Raw genomic sequence first — 20,673 nt, forward strand, 5'->3', positions numbered from 1 at the left:
ACCCGATACCGCAACGCAACATGCACGCCCGGAAAAAAAGTCCCCCATCGCGGCCGTATTTAGGTAAAGTTCGCTCGTTCGGGCGCAATGGTCTGACCTGCGCCTTACGGTACTGCAACGCGGCACATGGCGTCTTCGCTTGACCGATCCGAACACTTGAAGGGAGGGACCATGTCGATACTGGTGCACATCCTTTCCACGACAGCACGCATGCTGCCGCGACGTAGCGGCTTTGGTCGCGCGCCCGCTCTTCACCTTCCATTGACGTAACCGCTCGGCTCACGGCCCGGCGGATGCCTCGGCCTGCGTTGCCGTGGCCATGGCGTTTGTCGGCACGAACGAGCAAATAAACCGCAAAAGCATGCAAGACATGGCTCGGATTGGCGTTGAGAATAGAAAGAGATAACCCGCCACGGACGACGCAGATGAGTTAGTCCATCTCACTTCGGGGAGGTTCTGCCATGAGCAACGATGAGGCTGTTGCGCGATTCTCCAATCCGGCCCCGCTGGGCCTGGCGGGTTTCGCGCTGACGACGTGGCTGTTGAGCATGATCAACGCCGGCTGGTTCAGCGCCGATGCGATGAACATGGTGCTGGCGGTGGCGCTGACTTACGGCGGCACCGCGCAGATCATCGCCGGCGTGATGGAGCTGCCGCGCGGCAACACCTTCGGTGCGACGGCGTTTGTGAGTTACGGCGCATTCTGGTGGTCGTTCGCCTTGTTCGTGTTGTTTCTGCACGACAAAGTACCCGGCGCTTTCGTGGGTTGGTATCTGTTTATGTGGGGCGTGTTCACGTTTTACATGTGGATCGCCTCGCTGCGGGCGCCTCGCGCGCTGCAGCTGATTTTTCTCGCCCTGTGGATCACCTTCTTCCTGCTGGCCGCGGGCGAATGGACCGGCATGAGCGGGTTGCACGTCGCCGGCGGCTATATGGGCTTGATCACCGCGCTGTTGGCGTTTTACCTGTCCGCGGCGGAGGTGATCAACCAGACGCACCAAAAGCGCGTGCTTCCCATCGGCGCACCTTGACGACATACGGCTTCAGCAAGGGAGTCTTCCATGAAACGACAAGCTCTGTTTCTAGCCCTCGCCACGCTTGGCCTGGCGTTCAGCGCTCCGGTACTTGCGCAATCGAGCACTTCATCGGACAGCCGGGATGCGCAGATCAAGGCGCTCAAAGCGCTGGTGGAAAAGCAGCAACAGCAACTCAACCAGCAACAGCAAGACTTGGCGTCCATGCACGCTGCGTTGACCCAGCTGCAAAACCAGCAGGCGCAACAGCAGACGCAGATCCAGCAAACGCAACAGGCGCAAGCCACGCTGGCCGCAACGCCACCGCCGGCGCAAGCGCCGGTCTTCACCACCTCGCCGGGCCTGTCGGTGGCGTTCCACGGCTTCATCGATGCCACCGCCTTCTCGCAGACCAAGAGCTACACCTACGGCAACGGCCAGAATGCGGAGTATCCGATCCCCGGTTCGAGCGGCGACCTCAGCGGCGTGGACGTACGCAACACGCGCTTCATGTTCGATCTGACCGGCGCGAAGATCGCCGGCGACTGGACCGGCGGCGCGCACCTGGAAATGGACTTCTTCGGCGGCAACAACGGCACCGGCGCGTATTCGCAGCAGCAGCCCCTGCCCCGGCTGCGCCAGGCCTACATGGTGCTGGACAATCCGGTCAGCGGCAGCACCATCAAGATCGGCCAGATGTGGGACCTCATATTCCCGCTCGACGACCTGCCCCAGTCGCTCAGCCACATTGCGTTTCCGTTGGGCTATGGCTCGGGCGTCATCGGCTGGCGTTACCCGGGCATCATTTATTCGCAAGCGCTCAACAAGGGTTCGGATGGTCCGCTGTGGCGCCTGGACCTGGGCGCCTTCTCGGGCAACTGGGACGGCCCGGGCAGCACCACCAACTACCTGACCGCCGGCAGCGCGGGCTTTCGTCCGCAGATCGAAGCCAAGCTGCACGTAGAGGTGGAGAAGGAGTGGCTTGCCTTCCTCGCCGCGCACTACTCCCAGATCAACCTGACCGGCGTAGGCGGCATCGAGCCGGCGCCGATCAAGAAGCAGTTCCAGAGCGTGGCCTATGAACTGGGCGGCGCCTGGACGCCCGGTCCATGGGTGTTCCGCAGCGTGGCCTACACCGGCAAGGGGATCGGCCAGATCTTCGGCGATCTTTCGCAGTTCGGCGATATCCGCGACAAGGGCGGCTACGTGCAGGGCGGCTACAAATTCACGCCGCACTGGAGCGCCAACTTGTTCTACAGCATCAGCGAACCCAATTCGCATGACGTCATTCGCTGGACAGGCAATGGCGCCACGGGACTGCTGAAGGTGGATTCGTATGCGTCGGACGTGGAATATTCGGTCGGCAGCTACGCGTTCGCGCTGGAATGGATCCATGCCGTGCTGGACAGCACCACCAACGGCACCAACCGCAAGACCACCAGTGGCAACCAGGTCAACTTGAGCGCGTTTTACAAGTTCTAGGGACTATCCACATCGCAGGCTGGGGTCCATACGCCCCAGCCTGACCATGGTTGCGTGCTCGACAACGTGCGCAGTCAGTGCGCGCGGGTCGAAGCCTGTGCACGGGTGGATGCATCGGCACCGTAACCGCCGCCCAGGGCGTCGATAAGCCGGATCGACAGATCCGCCTGCTGGCTTTCCAGCGTGGCCAGGCGCTGATCGGCGAGCAGCAACTGCTGGCGGCTGGCCAGTGGCGTCAGCGGGCCGCTCACGCCGGCCTTGTAGGCGGTCATCGCGTCCTGCCAGCTCTTCTGCGCATCCTGTTTGGCGCGTTTCTCCCATGTGATCTGCGTGCGGGTCCAATTCAATGCCGAGACCAGGTCCGACACCTCGTTGACCGCGCCGATCAGCAGGCTGTTGTAGTGCGCAACGGCTTCGTCGTAGCGCGCATCGGCGCCGGCCAGGTTGGAGCGGCGCTGGCCGCCGTCGAAGATCGGCAAGCTCAGCGCCGGCCCCACGCTATACGTACGCGCAGGCAGCTGGAACACGTTGGTGCTGTCGCCAACGGCCACGACACCCGCCATCGCGCTGAGACTGATGTTGGGCAGGAACTGTGTTTTGGCGGCCTTGATGTCCTTGGACGCCGCCTCGACCTGCCAACGCGCGGCCACCAGGTCGGCGCGCCGTCCGAGCAGATCCACGTTGAGCCGATCGGGGAGCGCCACCAGGCTTGATGGAAGCATGTGCGGACGCGTGATGCTCAGGCCACGATCGGGGCCCTGCCCCAGCAACACCGCAAGGCTGCTGCGCGCGGCGTCAATATCGCGATCGGCCTGCGCCTTCTGTTGCTCTGCGCTGGCGACTTCCGCGTCGGCAAATTCCAGTTGCTGCGAGGTGCCCAGGCCGCCCTGGAACAAGCGGCGCGTGAGGGTCAGGGTCTGGCTTGAGCGTTGCAGCTCGCCATCGGCGACATCGCGCAGCGCGAAGGCGTACCCCAGATGCACATACGCGCGCGCCACGTTCACCGACAATTCGATGCGCGCGGCGTACGCGTCGATATCGGCGGCACGGCTGCGTCCCAGCGCGGCTTCCCAGGCGTCGCGTTTGCCGCCCCAGATGTCCAGGTCCCACGAGAAATTGGCCGTCACGGCCTTGGCCCACGCAAACGAACCCAGCGCGTAGCTGGGATAGAGCGGATCCTTGTTGGAAAGCCGCGCGCCCTCGGCGAGTGCATCCAGCTCCGCCTGCGGCGCGCGCGCCGCATCCACGCTGTCGGCGACCGCCTGTGCCTGCTTCGCGCGCGCCTGGGCCTGGGCCAGGGTGGGATTATTCTGCAACGCCTCGTCGATCAGCTGGGTCAATTGCTGATCGCCCAAGCCGATCCACCAATCCTGCGCCGGCCATGCCGTAGGGCTCAGCGCGACACCGGCCAGGCTTTGCTGACTTTTGAGGCTGCGCGCGTCGAGCATGCTGCCGGTGGGATGCAGGCCGCCCGATGTCGCACATCCGGCCAGCAACACGCAAAAGGCCAGCGTGGGGGTCCCGATCAAAACCGGCTTGGAAAATTTGAGGGATCGCATCGCCATTTACCGTGAGGCCTGGACCGGCTGGCCGTGCTCGTGCGGGTGCACAATCAAGGTTGCGGTCTGCCCCGCCACCAGCACCGTCCCCGCCGGCATATGCGCGAAATCGATGCGCACGCGCACCGGCACGCGCTGCGCCAGCCGCACCCAGTTGAAGGTCGGGTTGATATTGGCCAGAAGGTCCGTGCTGGTCGGATTGGTGGCCTCGGCGATCGCGCGCGCGATGCCTTCCACCGTGCCATGCAAGTGCACGCCGCCGCTCATCAGCCGGATATCCACATCATCGCCGACATGCACCTGCGGCAGCTTCGTTTCTTCGAAATAGCCGTCTATCCAAAACGAATGGCTATCGATCAACGCGAGCCGTGGCGCACCCGCGGTGGCATAGTCGCCCACCCGCACGAGCAGGTTGGTGACATAGCCATCGACCGTCGCGCGCACTTCGGTGCGTTCGACATTGAGCTGGGCCGTGGCCAACGCCGCCTCGGCCTGTTTCTGGGCGGCCTCGGCCTGCTGCTGCGCCGCGGCAGCCTGTTCCTGGCCGGCCTGCGCCTTGCTCAAGGCAGCACGCGCCGCATCGGCGGTGGCCTGGGCGTTGGCGCGGTCCTCGCTGGAAACCACGTCGGCCAGGGCCTGACGGCGCTTGGACTGCGCGGCATACATGTCGTAGTTGGACCTGCTTTGCGCGATGCCCGCCTTGGCCGCATCCAGGTTGGCCCCGGCCGCCACCACCGCCGCCCGCGCCGCGGCCAGATTGGCCTTGGCCTGCCCGAGGGCGTCGACATAACGTGCACGATCGATCACGAACAAAACCTCGCCCTTCTTCACGACCTGGTTGTCGACCACGTTCACCTGGGTCACCAGGCCCGAGACGTCCGGCGCGATGCGTACCACATCGGCGCGCACCGTCCCGTCGCGTGTCCAGGGCGAGTACATGTAGTGCTTCCACAGCGCGCGAGCCAGCAACACGGCAATCAGCACAATGATGATTGTCAGGGCAACGCGGATATACAGGGCAGTTTTCATAACAGTCTCTGTTGAAGCATGCGCGATCAGTAGAACAGCAGCCCGACGCTGCTGAAAATGCAGACAAACAACGCGATCCGGAACAATGCCGGATGCCACACGAAGCGATACAGGCCAAAGCGTCCGATCGCGACGTCGATCAGCAGCAGCAGCGCCAGCGACAGCACGAACCAGACCAGCAACCCGGGGATCAGCGCGTCGCCGAAGGCGATTTCACGAGGCATGGGCACCCCCCGCAGACGGGCGTTTGGGCATGTATTGGGCCATCACCGATTCCTCGTCCAGCAGCGCCATGCGCAACAGATTCAACTGCACCAGCAAGGGCAATGTCGCATCCTCCTGCCCAAGCCGCTCGATCGCCGCAAACAGCGCATCGCGCGCCCGCACGTAGCCGTCGGCGCTGGGCTGCTCGTACAGGCGCGCGAGCGCGGCGACCGCCGGTTCAACCGCGCTGCGGATGTCGTCGGGCCAGGTGCGCCTTGCCATGGCGCTGCGCAGTTCGATCAGCGCACGTCCGCTCTCGTTCACCGCCAGCGCCCATGCCACCAGTGCCTTCGAATCCTGGCTGCCACGTGTGGTCTGCGCCACGATCTGGCCGAAAAGATCGTGATTGACGCTTTCAAAACGATGATGCAGGCCCGGCAGCGGCGCTTGCGCAGCCACACTGACCTGCCGGCGCAGCAACTCGAACTGATGGCGGCGGAACCATGGACTGCCGAACGTCGGCGGCACGAGCACGAAGGCAACGGCCGACCAGCCCAAGCCGATGAAGTCGGCGAGCGTATCGTTGGCGAAATGGACGATGTCGAACACCATCTGGTTTTTCGCCGCGAACGTAATGGCAAAACCCAGCGAGTAGCCCAGGCCTACCGGCATCAGGGCCGGCCACATGATCAACACCAGCCCCGGCATCAGGAACGGCGCGCTGCCCGCCACGAAAAGGCCGTAGCCGTCCATCTTCGTCAGCACGAAAAACTGGCACAGAAAGCTGGCCCAGGCGCCGAAGAAAAAGCCCACGACGTTCGCCCCGATCGCTTTGGTGGGATTGGGCGCCGCCGCGAACAGGCCGGCGAACACCGTGGCGATCAGCATGGCCGAGGTACCATACGGCCATTCCGACGTAATCCAGAATACGGACAACACGCCCATGGTCATGGACGTGCGCAACATGGCAAGCCCGGCGCTGTAGAAATCGTTGCCGCGCGTAAAACGCACCCTTTCCACCACGCCCGGCACGCCGCCCAGCGGCGACAGCAGCGCCGAGGTGGCGACGTAGTCACGCAACTCCTGGGTAAACCGATGCAGCAGGCCGGCACCGGTATCGAAATCGCGGACATCATCCCCAGGCGTCAGGCCGCCTCGCAACACCTGTGCGTGCGCGTCCATGCTGCGTTGCGCCGCATCCAGGCGCGGCATCACGGTACTGGCCGCGGTGGCCGGCTCCATGGGCACATCCAACGCGACTGCGATCGCCACATACAGCTCGATCAACGCATCGGCCGGCACCTTGCGGCCGTCGCGCTTCAAGCGATTGATCAGATGGTGCAGCGACTGCAGGCTGGTCGAGGCCGCCATGAACTGCTGGTTCATCAGCAGCATGTGGCCGCTGCGCGCGCGCGCCTCGGGATTTTCGAAGATGACGGAACTGCGCATGTCCTCCAGCGTCACCGCATCGCGCACAAAGCGCAGATGCGCAGCTTCGATGTCGCTGCGCGCCATGCGCCCGCACATGGCTTTGTGCACGAACTGGATGAAATGCACGAACTGCTCGCGCGCCGTGCGGCGCAGCACTTCGCGGATCTGCACCGGAAACACCGCATCGCTGACCACTGCCGAGACCAGGATCGCCAGCAGCACCTCGCTCACGCGCGCCACCGCGCTTTGGAACACGTCCGGCGGATGGTTGATCACGGGCAGCGCAACGATCGCCGCGGTGTAGCCGCCCAGTACGAAGCCGTAGGACTTGAAATTGCGGTAAAGCGACGCGCCCGCCGAGCACAGCCCCACCCACAGCGACAGCGCCGCCAGAAACAGTACGCGCTCCTGCGGAAACAACGCCACGATCAGAAGCGCCGCGGCGGCGCCGCCCAGCGTGCCCATGGCGCGATAAAAGCTCTTGGCCAGCACCATGCCGGACTGACGGTTGGCGACGATGATGGTGGTGATCATTACCGTCGAGGGCTGCGGCAGCGCCAGGCGCATGGCCAGCCAGCCGGCAATGAAGAACGACAGCAGCGTCTTGGCCACGAACAGCCAGGTATCGGCTTCGGCCCGCAGCCCGGCGATGACGACTTCGCGCGTGGAGGGTACCGCTGCATGGATGTCGGTTACGGACATGACCGCGATAACCTCAGTTTGCCAATCCGCTCAGGAACTTCTTCAACAGCTTATCGAGCTGGGTCTGCTCGGCCGCCGTCAGGTCGCGGACCTGGCGTACCAGCAAACTGCAAATATCCGGCAGCAAACGTTCGATCAAGGCCAGTCCTTTTGGCGTGAGACTCACATTCAGCTTGCGGCGGTCATCGGCGCTCGCGGCGCGGGCGATCAAGCCCTTGTCGCTAAGTTCGTTGGTGAGGCGCGTGATGTTGGCCGACTTTTCCCCGGCCGCATCGGCAAGCTCCGACGGTGACATGGTACCGCTGGGCGTACCGTACAGCATCATCAGAAGGTTGTACTCCGGATGGTTGAGACCGTAGGGTTTGAGCGTCGCGTTCGCGGCGTCGTGAACCAGCTTGTGGATGTGCCTGACCAGCCTCACCAGCGTCAGTGAACGCCGTGGGAGATCAGGATACCGGCGGCAGGTTACCGCCAATCGTTGTTCGGCGGAGGCAAAATCGGCCATGGCGCGCCCCATCTCGTTCAAGTCTATATATTATATTTATGTAATATATAGAAGTAAATAAATAGCCCCGCCGCCCCTCCTCAGGCGCCCGATCCAACGTTACCCGGTTTTACGAGCCGGCTTTCGCCAGCTCGTCGCGAGCCAGGGCCGCCAGTTCGAACGACCGCTTGCGCGCCGCGTGATCGAACACGTTGGCGGTGAGCATGAGCTCGTCGGGGCGATGCCGCGCCAGGAAGGCCGACAGCCCTTCCCTCACCGTCTGCGGACCACCCACGATGGCGCAGGCCAGCGCCTGTTCCACGCCGTATTTCTCGGTGACGGTCCAGTAGCTTTCGATGTCCTCGATCGGGGGCGGAATCAGCCCGGGCCGGCCCCGGCGAAGATTGACGAAGCTTTGCTGCTGGGTGGTGAACAGGCGTTGCGCCTCGCGGTCGCTCTGGGCGGCGACCAGGTTGACGCCAAGCATCGCGTACGGCTGCGCCAGGCGCGCGGAAGGCTTGAAGTCCCGGCGATAGATCATCAAGGCCTCATCCATCGCATCGGGCGCGAAGTGCGAAGCAAAGGCGAACGGCAGGCCCAGCTGCGCGGCGAGCCGGGCGCTGAACAGGCTCGAGCCCAGCAACCACACCGGCACTTCGATGCCCGCGCCGGGCACGGCGCGCACGGCTTGTCCCGGTGTCGCCGGCGCGAAGAACGCGAGCAGCTCGCGCACGTCGTCAGGAAACGTTTCCGCACCTTCGTAGTAACGCCGCAAGGCGCGCGCGGTCGCCTGATCGGTGCCCGGTGCGCGGCCCAGTCCCAGGTCGATGCGGCCGGGGTGCAGCGACGCCAGCGTGCCGAACTGCTCAGCCACCTGCAGTGGCGCATGATTGGGCAGCATGATGCCGCCCGCACCTACCCGGATGGTCGATGTCCCCGCGGCGATGTGCCCGATCAACACCGCCGTGGCCGCGCTGGCGATACCCGGCATATTGTGGTGCTCAGCCAGCCAGTAGCGCGCATAGCCAAGGCCTTGGGCCCATTGCGCCAGATCGAGCGAGTTGGCGAAGGCCTGCGCGGGCGTGCTGCCCTCGGTAACGGGGGCCAGGTCGAGTACGGAAAAGGGAATCATGCGGGAGCCTCGATGACAAGGCTCCCTATCTGGGGATTGCCGGCGCGATTCCCAGCCGCGTAGAGGTTAGAACCCCTGTTGCTGCGGATAGCTGCCGGTGAAGTCGTTGTCCCAGCGGAAATTGGTGAACGACACGGTCACCGAAACATCCAGCGCTTCCACGAAATGCCACCAACCCACGGGCAGGAACAGCACTTGGCCTGGATGAAGCACGCAAGACAGCATCTGCACATCGGCCATGCGCGGATAACGCGCCAGATCGACCTGCCTGCCGTCCACGTGCGTGAAGCAATGTTCGTGGTTATAAACCTGCGCCAGCTCGCAGGCCGGCATCAGCAGCACACGCTTGCGCCCCATCACCTGGGCCATGAAGTTGTTGGTGAGGTCGTGATGGAACGGCGTGATGGTGCCCGTCGGCCCAAACCACAGAAACCCCTGGGTGGATCCCGCGCCATCCAGATACTCGGGAATCTGCACGATGTCCTGCCATAGATCGGCCAGTGCCGTGCGATTCATGCCTTCGTTGTACGCGGTCATGTAGAAGTTGTTGCTTAGCCCCGCGTTGCGCACCAGCTCCACGTAATCGCCGAACAACATCGTTTTGCGATGCGCCGTCTTGCGCAACTCGTAGTGCTGGTCGGCGTCGCGGTTGAACTGAATTTCCACCTCGCGCTCGCCGCACCGTTGCTTGAAGTAGTCGAAATTCCAGCGTGTCATCGCCGGCCAGTCGTCCATCATGCCGGTGATGATCACGGGGCGGCCGGCGGTGTAGTAGCTATCGAAAAATTCATCGCGCGGGAGCTGGTGCCGCTGCGGCACGTGGCTATCACGCAGGCGGTTCATGCGGCACTGGGTGTCCAGGACCCAGTCGCGCTTGGCCAGGCGGTTTTTCAGCCGTTGTGCGCCGAGCAGGTAGGGGCTGGCCATGGCCTGCTGCAGTTCGAGCACGGCTTCTTCATGCGCAATGCCGGCGCGCAGCATCTGCTCATAGATGGCCTGCGGCAGCCCGTCCAGCAGCAGGTTTTCGGCAATCCAGCGGCGCCATTCGTTGTCGACATGGACGACCGGACGCAACTCGACATGAGCCATGACCTTCCCCCCTCGCCACGCTGCCAGCCAGATAGTGAGGGGCCGAGCTTAACGCATGCGCCGGCATGGAAATGCATACGCGGTCGCCAGGCCGGCGGTCGGCCTCGCCGCAGTGGCAGGCGGCGCATCCAAACCGGAAAAATATTTAAGAAGTCATCATAATTTATTGATTAAAATGGACAAAATTAGCCAGAAAGCGCCGCATCCACGATCTGCTGCGCCTCGCGCAGGATCTCCTTGAGGTGATCCTCGCCCTTGAAGCTCTCGCCGTAGATCTTGTAGATCTCCTCCGTACCTGACGGACGGGCGGCGAACCAGCCGTTGGCCGTTATCACCTTGATCCCGCCGATGGCGGCCTGGTTGCCAGGCGCGCGGTCCAGCACCTGCTCGATCGCCTCGCCCGCCAACTCGGTGCTTTGCAACTGCTGCGGCGACAGTTTGGAAAGCCGCGCCTTCTGCTCGGCGTTGGCGGCAGCTTCCACGCGATCGGAATAGGGCCTGCCAAGCGACTGGGTCAATGCCACGAACAGTTCGCCCGGATCCTTGCCGCTGCGGGCGGTCATTTCGGCCGATAGCAATGCGGGCGCGATGCCGTCCTTGTCGGTAGCCCAGACGCGTCCGTCATGGCGCAACAGCGATGCGCCCGCGCTCTCTTCGCAGCCGAAGCCGAGCGAACCGTCGAACAAGCCATCGGCAAACCACTTGAAGCCCACGGGCGATTCGTAAAGTCTGCGGCCAAGGCGCTTGGTCACGCGGTCGATCAGCGAACTGCTGACCACGGTCTTGCCCACGCCGGCCCGCTCGCTCCATTGCGGCCGATGGCGAAACAGGTCATCGACGAGCACTGCAAGATAGTTGTTGGGCAGCATCAAGCCACTGCTGCGCGTCACGATGCCGTGGCGATCATGGTCCGGATCGCAGGCGAAGGCGACGTCGTAGCGATCCTTCAACCCGATCAGGCGCTGCATGGCGTAGGGCGAAGACGGATCCATGCGGATCTTGCCGTCCCAATCGACGCTCATGAAGCGGAAGGTCGGATCGACGTCTTCGTTGACGACGGTCAGGTCGATGCCATAGCGCCTGGCGATCGGCTCCCAGTAATGCACGCCCGCGCCGCCGAGCGGATCGACCGCCATATGCACGCCGGCGCTTCGAATCACGTCGAAGTCGACGATGTTCTGCAGATCCTCGACATAAGTGTTGATGTAGTCGTGCTCGTGCACCAGGTTCGAGCGTCGCGCCTGCGCATAACTTATGCGTTTGACCCCATCCAGCCGGCCCTGCAAGTACGCATTGGCGCGCTGCTGGATCCAATGCGTGACGTCGGTGTCGGCAGGGCCGCCGTTGGGCGGGTTGTACTTGAAACCGCCGTTGTCGGGCGGATTGTGCGACGGGGTGATGACGATGCCGTCGGCCACGCTATCGCGATGATCGCGGTTGTGCACGAGGATGGCATGCGAGATGGCAGGCGTCGGGGTGTAGGCGTCGCCCGCGGAAATCGCGACGGGTACTTCGTTGGCGACCAATACTTCCAGCGCGCTCTGGAACGCGGGCCTGGACAGCGCGTGCGTGTCAAAGCCGATGAACAACGGACCGCCGATGCCCTTGTGCCGGCGGTAATCGCAAATGGCCTGGCTGATGGCCAGCACGTGCCATTCGTTGAAGCTGCGTTCGAAGGAGCTGCCGCGATGGCCGGAGGTACCGAACGACACCCTTTGCGATGCTTCGCCTGGATCGGGCTGCAACGCCGCGTAGGCATCCAGCAGCCTGGACACGTCCACCAGCAAGCTTTCAGGTGCCGGTTTGCCGGCGTATTCATGGATTTTCGCACTCACCCGCCGATGCCCTCGATAGTCGATGTCGGCGCATTATCGCAACGGCACGTCGATGGCAGGTACAAAAAACCGTAAGCGGACGGTTGTAGTCGCCGTCCGTTCAGGACACCGATTCAGTGCGCGCGCGCATCAGTTCATCGGCAAGCCGCGGCAGGTCGCCGATCCGCTCGATGCTGTAATCGGGTGCCGGCTCGATACTGGCCAGGTCGGCCTTGGCGGCGTAATGGCCTTGGCGCACGAATACGGTGGTGAGCTTGTCGCCGAGCACGCGCTTCATGGCCGCCAGCAGGTTGGGCTTGTCGTCCACCATCACGTAATGATCGGCCGGATAACGCGCCTGCATCGCTTCCAGCGAACGCTCCTTGTGCACGAAGATCAGCACGCGGCCGCCCAGCGCGCCATAGATGCCGGCCGATTCGACCTTGTACGGCTGAAGCACGATGTCGCCGTCGGAAAGAATCACCGCCGAACCAAGCTTGTTCAGATGTTTGATCGTTGCCAGTGCATCGTCGAACAACAGGTTCTCGAACGGATAGTTGAGCAGCCACGCCGACATGGCGAGCAGACCGGGGCGGGCATCGCTCTCCAGCCGGAAATGCTGCAAGGCGCCCAGGTAATCGGCATAGCCAACCGTATCGCGCAGCTGTTCGTAGACCGACCAGTAGCGATCGCATTCGGCCTGCCCGAACTGGTAGGTCAGGCAGGTACGCAGGTCGGCGGCGAAACGGTCGTTGTCGAGCAGTGTGTTGTCGACGTCCAACAGGAATACGGTAGAGGCTGTCGCTGTCACTTCGTTCACGAAATAATGTCCACATCGTGCAGGCATGGCCACCGTCAGTGGACGCCACGCCCGTCATGTTGCCGCAACATAAAACCCGGTCTCCGGCCGGCCCGGGCAGTGTAATCGCTTTCAGCCGGGAATTCCGGCCGACGCCCCGGCGCTTTTCGCTTTTGCCTCAGGCCACCCCGGCCGGACTTGCGCCAAGCCCTTGGGTGGACTGAATATCGGCCTGGAGATCGACATCACGGCGCGCAGCAATCTAGGGGAATACCTATGCGATGGTTCCGTCTGTTGGGATGTTTAGCATCTTTCGTTCTAGCCGGTGCGTGGCTTCACGCACCTGTGGTTTCCACGGCGTGGGCCTCACCGGGCCATGCTGCACACAACGCGTCGCCAGCGGCGGACGACACCCTGGCAACCATTCAAAAGCATGGCGTGATCCGCGTCGGCGTGGCACTCAACGCGCCATGGGCGCTGCGCGACAAGAACAACCAGTGGCTGGGATTGGACGTCGATTTGGTCCAGCAGCTTGCGCAGGACATGCGCTGGAAGATCGAGCTGGTGCCCACCACCTGGGCCACCGCCATCGACGACCTGCGCGCAAACCGTTTCGACGTGCTCGCAGCAGGGCTCAGCGTCACGCCCCAACGCGCGCTGCTGGTGAAATTCAGCCGGCCTTACGGCACGTATGCGCTGGGCCTGGTGGTCAATCGCAAAGCCTTGGGCAAGGACGACCTGCTGACCCTGGAAACAGGTAGCGGCAAGCACAGCATCGCCGTGCTGGCAGGCACGGTGACTGCCGCGACGGCCAAGGAACATCTGGGCAATAGCGACCTGATCCAGATCAACGATGAAAGCCAGGCCATCCAGGATCTTCGCGCCGGCAAGCTGGACGGTTTTCTCGCCGAACAGCCCCTGCCTACCGCCCTCGCCCATTCCTATCCGGACCAGTTGCAGATGCTGGACGTGAGCACCTACGGCAAGACCGCACATGCCTTGGCCGTGCGCCGCGGCGACCAGGATCTGCTGGACGTGATCAACGCCTGGCTGATCTATCAAGATGCCGCCGGCTGGATCCAGCAGCGTGAACAGTTCTGGATCCACAGCCCGGCATGGATAGAGTTGATGTGAAGAACGGCGATCGGCAACCCAAAGCCCCAACCGGGCGGTGAACCGCACCCCAGGAACTGGACGGATGTCCAACTGCTGGGGGCGGTTCAACGGCCGGGGCTTTTCAAACGCTTCGCGCGAACGCCCACCGCGCTATAGATGTCCCTGGGTCAGCTCGTCGGCCAGACGCGGCAGCTTGTAGACCTTGCGCACCGCTTCCACCAACGCGGCGGTGTCGACCGCAACGGCGCGGTTGTTGCTGCCGTCGTAGACGAAGTCACCTCCGATCGAGTGGATGTTGCCGTCGAAGATCAAGCCCACCGCGTGTCCCTGGCGATCGATCACAGGACTGCCGGAATTGCCGCCGATGATGTCGTTGTCGGTGACAAAGTCCATCGGCGTGGACGGGTTCAATGCGCTCTGCGCCTTGATCCAACTATCGGGAAGCTTGAATGGATCGGCGCCCGTGGCGCGCTTGTAAAGGCCCTCGAAATGCGTAAACGGCGGCACCGGTTCGCCGTTTTCGTTCCAGCCGATCACTTTGCCGTAGGACAGGCGCAGGGTGAAGGTCGCGTCCGGATAGCTGGACGTCCCATCGCGATCGAAACGCGCCCTCGCGATGGTTTCATTGGCCTTGTCGGTGGGCGCCTTGACCTCGTCTTCATAGGCCTTGCGGATCGTGCGCGACTGCGCATCGACCTTGCGAGCGAGCACGATCATCGGATCGTTCGACGCTTCGATGGCTTTCTCGCCGCCTTCCCATAGCTGCTTGCGCACCTTGGCATCGCCGAGTTTGCTGCCACTGACCAGCTGCTGCGCAAGCTGCTCGGGCGACTGCTTGCCCAGCACCTCGTGCACGGTAGGGTCATCCGCGCCGAGGGCCTGGCGCAATTTGCCCAGCGACCACGCGAGCAGACACTCTTCGTACTGCGGGTAATACGGCACATCCGATTCCACTTCCTGCTGCACGGCGGGCAGATTGGCCTGGCGGTATTCGGGCAGGCGTTGGCCATCGGGCCGGTTGCGCTCGGCCGCGGCGCGCACCAGCGTGCGTGCGTCATGGAACAGCTGGCCGAACTGGCCAAGACCAATGCCGCGTTCGAGCATCATGAAGCGCACGCTCAGGTCCTTGCTGCGTTGCTGCGCGCGCTCCAGGGTAGACCACGGATCGCCATATTTGGCGCGCCGCTCGGGCGTCGCGGCCATCCATTGGCGCAAGGCCTCATCCTGTTGCTGTTTCTGCTCGATAAACTTCTCATCGTTCAAGGTTTGCAACCAGCCGTTGTATACCTTGATGGAATTTTCAATGTCGAACTGAAGCTCTTCCGATTCCTTGGTCTGCTGTTCACCGGCGCGCCCGTATTGCCACAGTACGCCGCGCAATTCCGACAGCAGCGCATACACGGGCACAAGCTGGTTTTCCCGCAGCGCGGCCAATTGACCCCAGGTCAGGCCGCGCCGGGTCGAGCCGGGGTTACCCACCACGAAGGTCATCTCGCCCGCTTTGGGCCCTTGGGGGTCGAACTTGAAGAATTGCGGCGTGTTCGCCGGCTTGCCGTCCACATACGCGCGGAGAAAGGTGACGTCCAGATCGTAGCGTGGAAAGTTGAAGTTATCCGGATCGCCACCGAAGAACGCGATGCTCTGTTCCGGCGCAAAGACCAGGCGAACATCCTGATAGCGGCGATACTTGTACATCGCATAACGCCCGCCGTTGTAGAGCGTGACCATGTCGCAACGCCAGGTCTTCGCATCGCCGTTCACGCAGGCTTCCTCCAGCTTGCTGCCGATTTCGCGCTCGGCCTTGATGCGGTCGGCGCCGCTCTTGCCGGCGGTGGCGGCGTTCACTTGCGCGGTGACGTCGGTGATCGATTCCAGCTGGTTGAGTTCCACGTCAGGGCACTTGGGCTCGTCTTCCTGCTTGAGCGCGACATAGCCGCTGGACATGTAATCCTCATGCCCTTTGGAAAGCTGCGACAGGCAGGAATTGGCGCAGTGGTGATTGGTCATCACCAGACCATTGGCCGATACGAACGAACCCGAGCACCCTTCGGCCAGCCGCAGCGCGGCATGCTGCACCAGGTCGATCCATTGAGCGCTCGGCGTGAATCCATAGCGCTGCTGCATCTGCTTGATCGGCAGATGATCCATCGTCCACATGCCCTCGTCCGCCATCGCCGCCCCTGCTCCGGCAACCAGCAGGCCCGTCAGTGCGAAACAAATCACTTGCTTCATGACGATCTCCCCGTGATGCGAGGGACTCGATGCGGCCCTCCGCGGTAAGTCCGGAGTATGGGAGCCTTGTTACAAGGTAACAACGTGACTGATGGCAGAGAGGCCGCGGTCCGGGCCCCGGCCCCAAACGAGCAGGCCCGGGAACGACCCGGGCCCGTCGTTGGCCGTCCGATGCAAACGCCGGCCGCCGTCAGTGGGCGCCCGACGCGGTGGCCGCGTCGCCACCGCCGCCGGCCGCGCCCGGCCGTCTGGCAATCCAAACCAACCCGACCAGCACCACGAACAGCATCGCGGAGAGGTAGAACAAATCGTCCACGCCCAGCAACGCGGCCTGCTGGTCGAGCACGCGATTGAAGACACCGTAGGCTTGTTCGGAGCTGTTGCCCGCCGCCTGCACCTGATGCATGAATTGCTGAAACACCGGGTTGTAGTCGGTCGTTACTTCGTTGAGGTGCGCGTGATGGAGGATGGAGCGGTGATCCCACGCCGTCTGGAAGATCGAGGTACCAATGCCACCGCAAAGAATGCGCAGGAAGTTGAACAAGCCCGACGCCGCCGGAATGCGCGCCGGCGACAGGCCGGCATAACCGATGCCCAGCAACGGCACGAAGAACGTGGCCAGCCCCACGCCCTGGATCAGCGTGGGCATCACCAGCGACCAGGGATCGACGTCGCTGGTGTAGCCGGCCCGCCAGAAGAAACATGCGGCAAATGACAGCAGCGACGCCGTGGCCAGCCAGCGCGGATCGATGCGCCCCACCAGCTTGCCCGTGAACGGCGTCAACAGCACCGCTACCAGGCCCGCCGGCGCCAGCACCAGGCCCGCATCGGTGGCGCGATAGCCCACATAGGTCTGCAACCACAAGGGCAATAACACGATGTTGGCGAAATACAAGCCGTAACCGGTGGACAAGGCAATCACCGCGGCCGAGAAATTGCGATTCCGGAACAGGCTCAGGTCGACGATGGGATGGCGTTCGGTTAACTCCCACGCCACGAAGTACGCAAATGCCACGACTGCGGTTACGCCCAGCGCAATGATCGCCGGTGAGCTGAACCAATCCAGGTCCTTGCCTTTGTCCAGCATGATCTGCAAGGCACCGACCCAGATCACCAGCAACACCAGGCCCCATGTGTCGATCGGCAATTTATGCGTGGCCGATTCGCGATCGCGGAAGATCAGCCAGGTGCCCGCCACCGCCAGTACGCCCACCGGAATGTTGACGTAGAAAATCCACGGCCAGGTGTAATTGTCGGAAATCCAGCCGCCGAGGATCGGGCCTGCCACCGGCGCGACCAGCGTGGTCATCGACCACAGCGATAGCGCCAACGACGACTTGCTGCGCGGAAACGCCGCCAACAACAGCGTTTGCGACAGCGGGATCATCGGTCCGGCCACCGCGCCCTGCAGCACGCGCGCCAGCAACAGCAACGGCAGATTCGGCGCCGCGCCGCATAACCAGGATGCGATCACGAACAGTATCGTGGCGCCAAGAAACAGCCGCACCTGTCCCACGCGTTGCGACAACCACCCTGTCAAGGGCAACGCAATCGCATTGGAGACGGCGAACGACGTGATCACCCACGTACCTTGGTCCGACGACACGCCGAGGTTGCCGGAAATGGTCGGAATGGAAACGTTGGCGATCGACGTGTCGAGCACATTCATGAAGGTCGCCAGCGATACGGCAACCGCGCCGATAGCCAGCTTCGCCCCTTGCAAGGGGGGATGTTCGATGTGTCCCTCGCTCATGGCACTGCCCTCAACGTACGGCTGCCACGCGCGGCGTGTCGCGCAAGGCATGCGTCACCGAAGCGACATGCGCCAGCGCATCGCCCGCATTCTGGGCGATGATCTGCGCGATCCGCGCATCGGCCTGCGAACCGTAGTCGGCGAACACCGGCGTCTGGTAAACCGTGTCCGGCACGTCGTTCAAGTTGGCGCCGCGTTCGTCGTGCAGGTCCACTTGCGCCACCACCGACAAGCCGATGCGCAGCGGATGGGCCTGCAGTTCTTTCGGATCCAGCGCCACGCGTACCGGCAAGCGCTGCACGATCTTGATCCAGTTGCCGGTGGCATTCTGCGGCGGCAGCAGCGAGAAGGCCGAGCCGGTCCCGGCGGAAAAGCCCGCCACCCGGCCGTGGTACGTTACGGAGGAACCGTATACGTCGGCATGCAGTGTCACCGGCTGGCCAACGCGCATGTGTTCAAGCTGTACTTCCTTGAAGTTGGCATCGACCCAGATTTCGTTCAACGGCACTACCGCCATCAGCGCCGTGCCGGGCGCCACGCGCTGGCCGACCTGCACGACGCGCTGCGCGACATAGCCCGTCACCGGCGCCGGCAAAGTGTCGCGCGCATAGGCCAGATACGCGGCGCGTACCTTCGCCGAAGCCGCCAGCACGTCCGGATGATTGGCGATCGAAACGTTCCAGGTCAGCGCCTGATTGGACGCCAGTTGCTGACTGGCCGCATCGTAGGCGGCCTGCGCATTGCTCAGCGCATCGCGGGCGTGAGTGATTTCCTCGGTCGAGATCGCGCCGGTTTTGGCGATGTCCATGCGGCGGCGATAATCTTCCTGGGCGCGGGCGAGGTCGGCCTTGCGCTGCTCCAGCACTGCGCGAAACTGCAGGTTGTTGACATACAGCGTATGCACCTGGCGCACGGTCTGCGCCAACGCCGCTTCCGCCTGCTGCAGGGCGATCCGCGCGTCGGCGGGATCGAGCTGCACCAGGGGTTGTCCCTGCTTGATGGTCTGGGTGTTGTCCGCGTTCACGGCGATCACCGTGCCTACCACCTGCGGCGTGACCTGCACCACGTTGCCGTTGACATAGGCATCGTCCGTGGACTCGTAGTAACGCGCCACCAGCAGGTAATAGGCCGTGGCGGCAGCCGCGATAGCGGCGACGCCAAGCGTGATGAATGCAAGGGCGCGGCGACGACGGCTGCGGTTGGCCGATTGGCCATCGTCGGCGGAAGTACTTGTAGCTTGAACGTTCATGGCTGATTCCGGGGAATGGGGAAAAAAATGGGGGAAAGAGATGAAACGGACAAATAGCGCTGCATGTCAGGGCGATGCGGCAACGTGCCCGTTGACGGCGAGATCATCGGTGGCGGCATAACCGCCGCCGAGCGCCTTGATCAACGACACCTGCGCGTCGAGACGCTGCAGGCGCAAGGTGGCCACGCGCTGGCTTTGTTCCAGGCGCGCAACGTCGGCCGACAGCACTTGCAACTGCGGATCGAGCCCGGCCTTGTAACGAATGATTTCCAGGTCATACGCACGGCGGCTTTCGTCGTAGGCGTGCTGCGCGGTGACTTGCTGCTGCTCGATCGAGCGGATGTCGGCGACCTGGGTCGCCACCTCGTTGAGCGCTCCGATCAGGGTCTGGTCGTAAGCCTCCACGGCGCTGTCGTAGTTGGCATAGCGATCTTTCAGTTGCGCGCGCAGCGCGCCGCCGTCGAACAGCGGCAAGTGAATCGCCGGCCCCGCCTGCAACTGCCGGCTGCTGGCGTTGAACAGCCGGCCCCAGCCGAACGCGTCGTAACCGAACGCCGCGGACAGATTGATGTCCGGGAAGAAATCGGCTTTCGCCACCTTCACGTCATGACCGGCCGCATCGATGCGCCAATGGGCCGCGACGATGTCGGGCCGGCGCGAGAGCAGATCCGCGGGGAGATTGTCCGGCAGTGCGGCGTCAGGTGTGTCAAGAAGCTCGGGGCGCGTAATCTGCAAGCCGCGATCGGGCCCCTTGCCGAGCAGCGCGGCCAACTGGTAGCGCGTGGTGGCGATCTGGCCATCAAGCTCGGACACGTCGGTCTGTGTTGCATCGATGGTGACGTTGACGGTGCGACTCTCCACTTCGTTGTCGAGCCCGGTCTTGACCCGCTGCTGCGTCAGCAAACCGATGTTCTTGCGACTGGCCACCTCGTTCTGCGCCACATCGCGCAACGCGTACAGCAGCGCCAGATGCACATAGGCATGCGCCACCGAGGTCGAAAGAATCAGGCGCGCCTGCTGCGCTTCCGCTTCCTCGGCCTTGCGCTGGGAGATGGCCGAGCGCAACGCTTCGTGGTTTTTGCCCCAGATGTCCAGATCGTACGAAGCGCCCAGCATCAGCGAATTTTCGTCCTGGGTGCTATTGCCGACCGGCGGCGGCAGATAGGTGTTGCCGCTAAGGTGCTCGTGCGAAAAGGCGTACCTGACATCGGCGTTGGGTCCGGTGGCGGCGTTGGCCTGTTGCACATAGGCCGAGGCTTTGGCAACACGCACCTTCGCTTGCGCAAGCGTTGGATTGTTGGCGATGGCTTCCTGGATCAAGGCGCTCAGTTGGGGATCGCCCAGGCGAGCGGGCCAGTCCATCGCCGGCCATGCGCCACCTTGCGTTGGAATGCTGACGGCTGCCGGGTAATCGGCTGCCGAAGCGGGATGGCTGTCGCTGCGAATGCCACGATAGTTCACGCACGCGGCAAGCGCGGCAGCCATCAAAGTCACCGCCATGACGCGCAAGGAACGACGCGGCGGTGCAATGTTGCGAAAAATCGAACGGTTCATGAGGGCAATACCTGAAAAGGGGAGCGAAACG

At 63.4% G+C, this 20,673-nt stretch carries 16 protein-coding genes; 3 read left to right on the forward strand and 13 right to left on the reverse strand.

Annotated features, from left to right (window positions below; genetic code table 11):
• The first annotated feature begins 461 nt into the window (after positions 1-461).
• On the forward strand, positions 462-1,031 hold the full coding sequence (locus tag VME63_RS15980; RefSeq protein ID WP_325434350.1) for an acetate uptake transporter: 570 nt from the start codon (positions 462-464) through the stop codon (positions 1,029-1,031).
• Between the two features lie 30 nt (positions 1,032-1,061).
• Positions 1,062-2,495, forward strand: a complete 1,434-nt coding sequence (locus tag VME63_RS15985) for a hypothetical protein (protein ID WP_325434351.1) — start codon at positions 1,062-1,064, stop codon at positions 2,493-2,495.
• A 74-nt stretch (positions 2,496-2,569) separates the two neighbouring features.
• Here the strand turns inward: VME63_RS15985 and VME63_RS15990 are convergent, their stop codons facing one another.
• The 9 genes from VME63_RS15990 to VME63_RS16030 all read right to left on the reverse strand — a co-directional run bounded on the left by VME63_RS15990 (position 2,570) and on the right by VME63_RS16030 (position 12,759).
• The gene (locus VME63_RS15990) at positions 2,570-4,054 is read right to left on the reverse strand and encodes an efflux transporter outer membrane subunit (RefSeq protein WP_325434352.1); all 1,485 of its coding nucleotides are present in this window, start codon (positions 4,052-4,054) and stop codon (positions 2,570-2,572) included.
• Positions 4,055-4,060: 6 nt separating this feature from the next.
• The gene (locus VME63_RS15995; RefSeq protein WP_325434353.1) at positions 4,061-5,083 is read right to left on the reverse strand and encodes an HlyD family secretion protein; all 1,023 of its coding nucleotides are present in this window, start codon (positions 5,081-5,083) and stop codon (positions 4,061-4,063) included.
• Positions 5,084-5,109: 26 nt separating this feature from the next.
• The gene (locus VME63_RS16000) at positions 5,110-5,307 is read right to left on the reverse strand and encodes a DUF1656 domain-containing protein (RefSeq protein ID WP_325434354.1); all 198 of its coding nucleotides are present in this window, start codon (positions 5,305-5,307) and stop codon (positions 5,110-5,112) included.
• A complete protein-coding gene (locus VME63_RS16005; RefSeq protein WP_325434355.1) occupies positions 5,297-7,420 on the reverse strand; it encodes an FUSC family protein in 2,124 nt (707 codons plus the stop codon). The genes VME63_RS16000 and VME63_RS16005 overlap by 11 nt, the downstream gene beginning before the upstream one ends.
• 13 nt (positions 7,421-7,433) lie before the next feature.
• The gene (locus VME63_RS16010) at positions 7,434-7,925 is read right to left on the reverse strand and encodes a MarR family winged helix-turn-helix transcriptional regulator (protein WP_325434356.1); all 492 of its coding nucleotides are present in this window, start codon (positions 7,923-7,925) and stop codon (positions 7,434-7,436) included.
• A 109-nt stretch (positions 7,926-8,034) separates the two neighbouring features.
• The gene (locus VME63_RS16015; protein ID WP_325434357.1) at positions 8,035-9,036 is read right to left on the reverse strand and encodes an LLM class flavin-dependent oxidoreductase; all 1,002 of its coding nucleotides are present in this window, start codon (positions 9,034-9,036) and stop codon (positions 8,035-8,037) included.
• Between the two features lie 66 nt (positions 9,037-9,102).
• The gene (locus tag VME63_RS16020) at positions 9,103-10,125 is read right to left on the reverse strand and encodes a cupin-like domain-containing protein (RefSeq protein ID WP_325434358.1); all 1,023 of its coding nucleotides are present in this window, start codon (positions 10,123-10,125) and stop codon (positions 9,103-9,105) included.
• A 185-nt stretch (positions 10,126-10,310) separates the two neighbouring features.
• A complete protein-coding gene (pgm, locus tag VME63_RS16025) occupies positions 10,311-11,960 on the reverse strand; it encodes a phosphoglucomutase (alpha-D-glucose-1,6-bisphosphate-dependent) (RefSeq protein WP_325434359.1) in 1,650 nt (549 codons plus the stop codon).
• Between the two features lie 100 nt (positions 11,961-12,060).
• Complete coding sequence (locus VME63_RS16030; protein ID WP_325434360.1) at positions 12,061-12,759, reverse strand: HAD family hydrolase; 699 nt, start codon at positions 12,757-12,759, stop codon at positions 12,061-12,063.
• A gap of 417 nt (positions 12,760-13,176) precedes the next feature.
• On the opposite strand from VME63_RS16030, the gene VME63_RS16035 reads away from it, so the two are divergent.
• Positions 13,177-13,872 carry a transporter substrate-binding domain-containing protein gene (locus VME63_RS16035; protein WP_325434361.1) on the forward strand — a complete coding sequence of 232 codons (696 nt, stop codon included), beginning with the start codon at positions 13,177-13,179 and terminating at the stop codon, positions 13,870-13,872.
• A gap of 132 nt (positions 13,873-14,004) precedes the next feature.
• Here VME63_RS16035 and VME63_RS16040 read toward each other — a convergent pair whose 3' ends face one another.
• The 4 genes from VME63_RS16040 to VME63_RS16055 all read right to left on the reverse strand — a co-directional run bounded on the left by VME63_RS16040 (position 14,005) and on the right by VME63_RS16055 (position 20,642).
• Positions 14,005-16,086, reverse strand: coding sequence for a S46 family peptidase (locus tag VME63_RS16040; protein WP_325434362.1), 2,082 nt, complete (start codon positions 16,084-16,086; stop codon positions 14,005-14,007).
• 190 nt (positions 16,087-16,276) lie between these two features.
• Entirely contained in the window at positions 16,277-17,839 is a 1,563-nt protein-coding gene (locus VME63_RS16045; RefSeq protein WP_325434363.1) for a DHA2 family efflux MFS transporter permease subunit, read from the reverse strand.
• Positions 17,840-17,849: 10 nt separating this feature from the next.
• Positions 17,850-19,088, reverse strand: a complete 1,239-nt coding sequence (locus tag VME63_RS16050) for an efflux RND transporter periplasmic adaptor subunit (protein ID WP_325434364.1) — start codon at positions 19,086-19,088, stop codon at positions 17,850-17,852.
• A 66-nt stretch (positions 19,089-19,154) separates the two neighbouring features.
• Complete coding sequence (locus VME63_RS16055) at positions 19,155-20,642, reverse strand: efflux transporter outer membrane subunit (protein WP_325434365.1); 1,488 nt, start codon at positions 20,640-20,642, stop codon at positions 19,155-19,157.
• Between the last annotated feature and the right edge of the window lie 31 nt (positions 20,643-20,673).

It is taken from the genome of Dyella sp. (genome assembly GCF_035503745.1).
In the GTDB taxonomy this organism is placed as follows: Bacteria; Pseudomonadota; Gammaproteobacteria; order Xanthomonadales; family Rhodanobacteraceae; genus Dyella_B.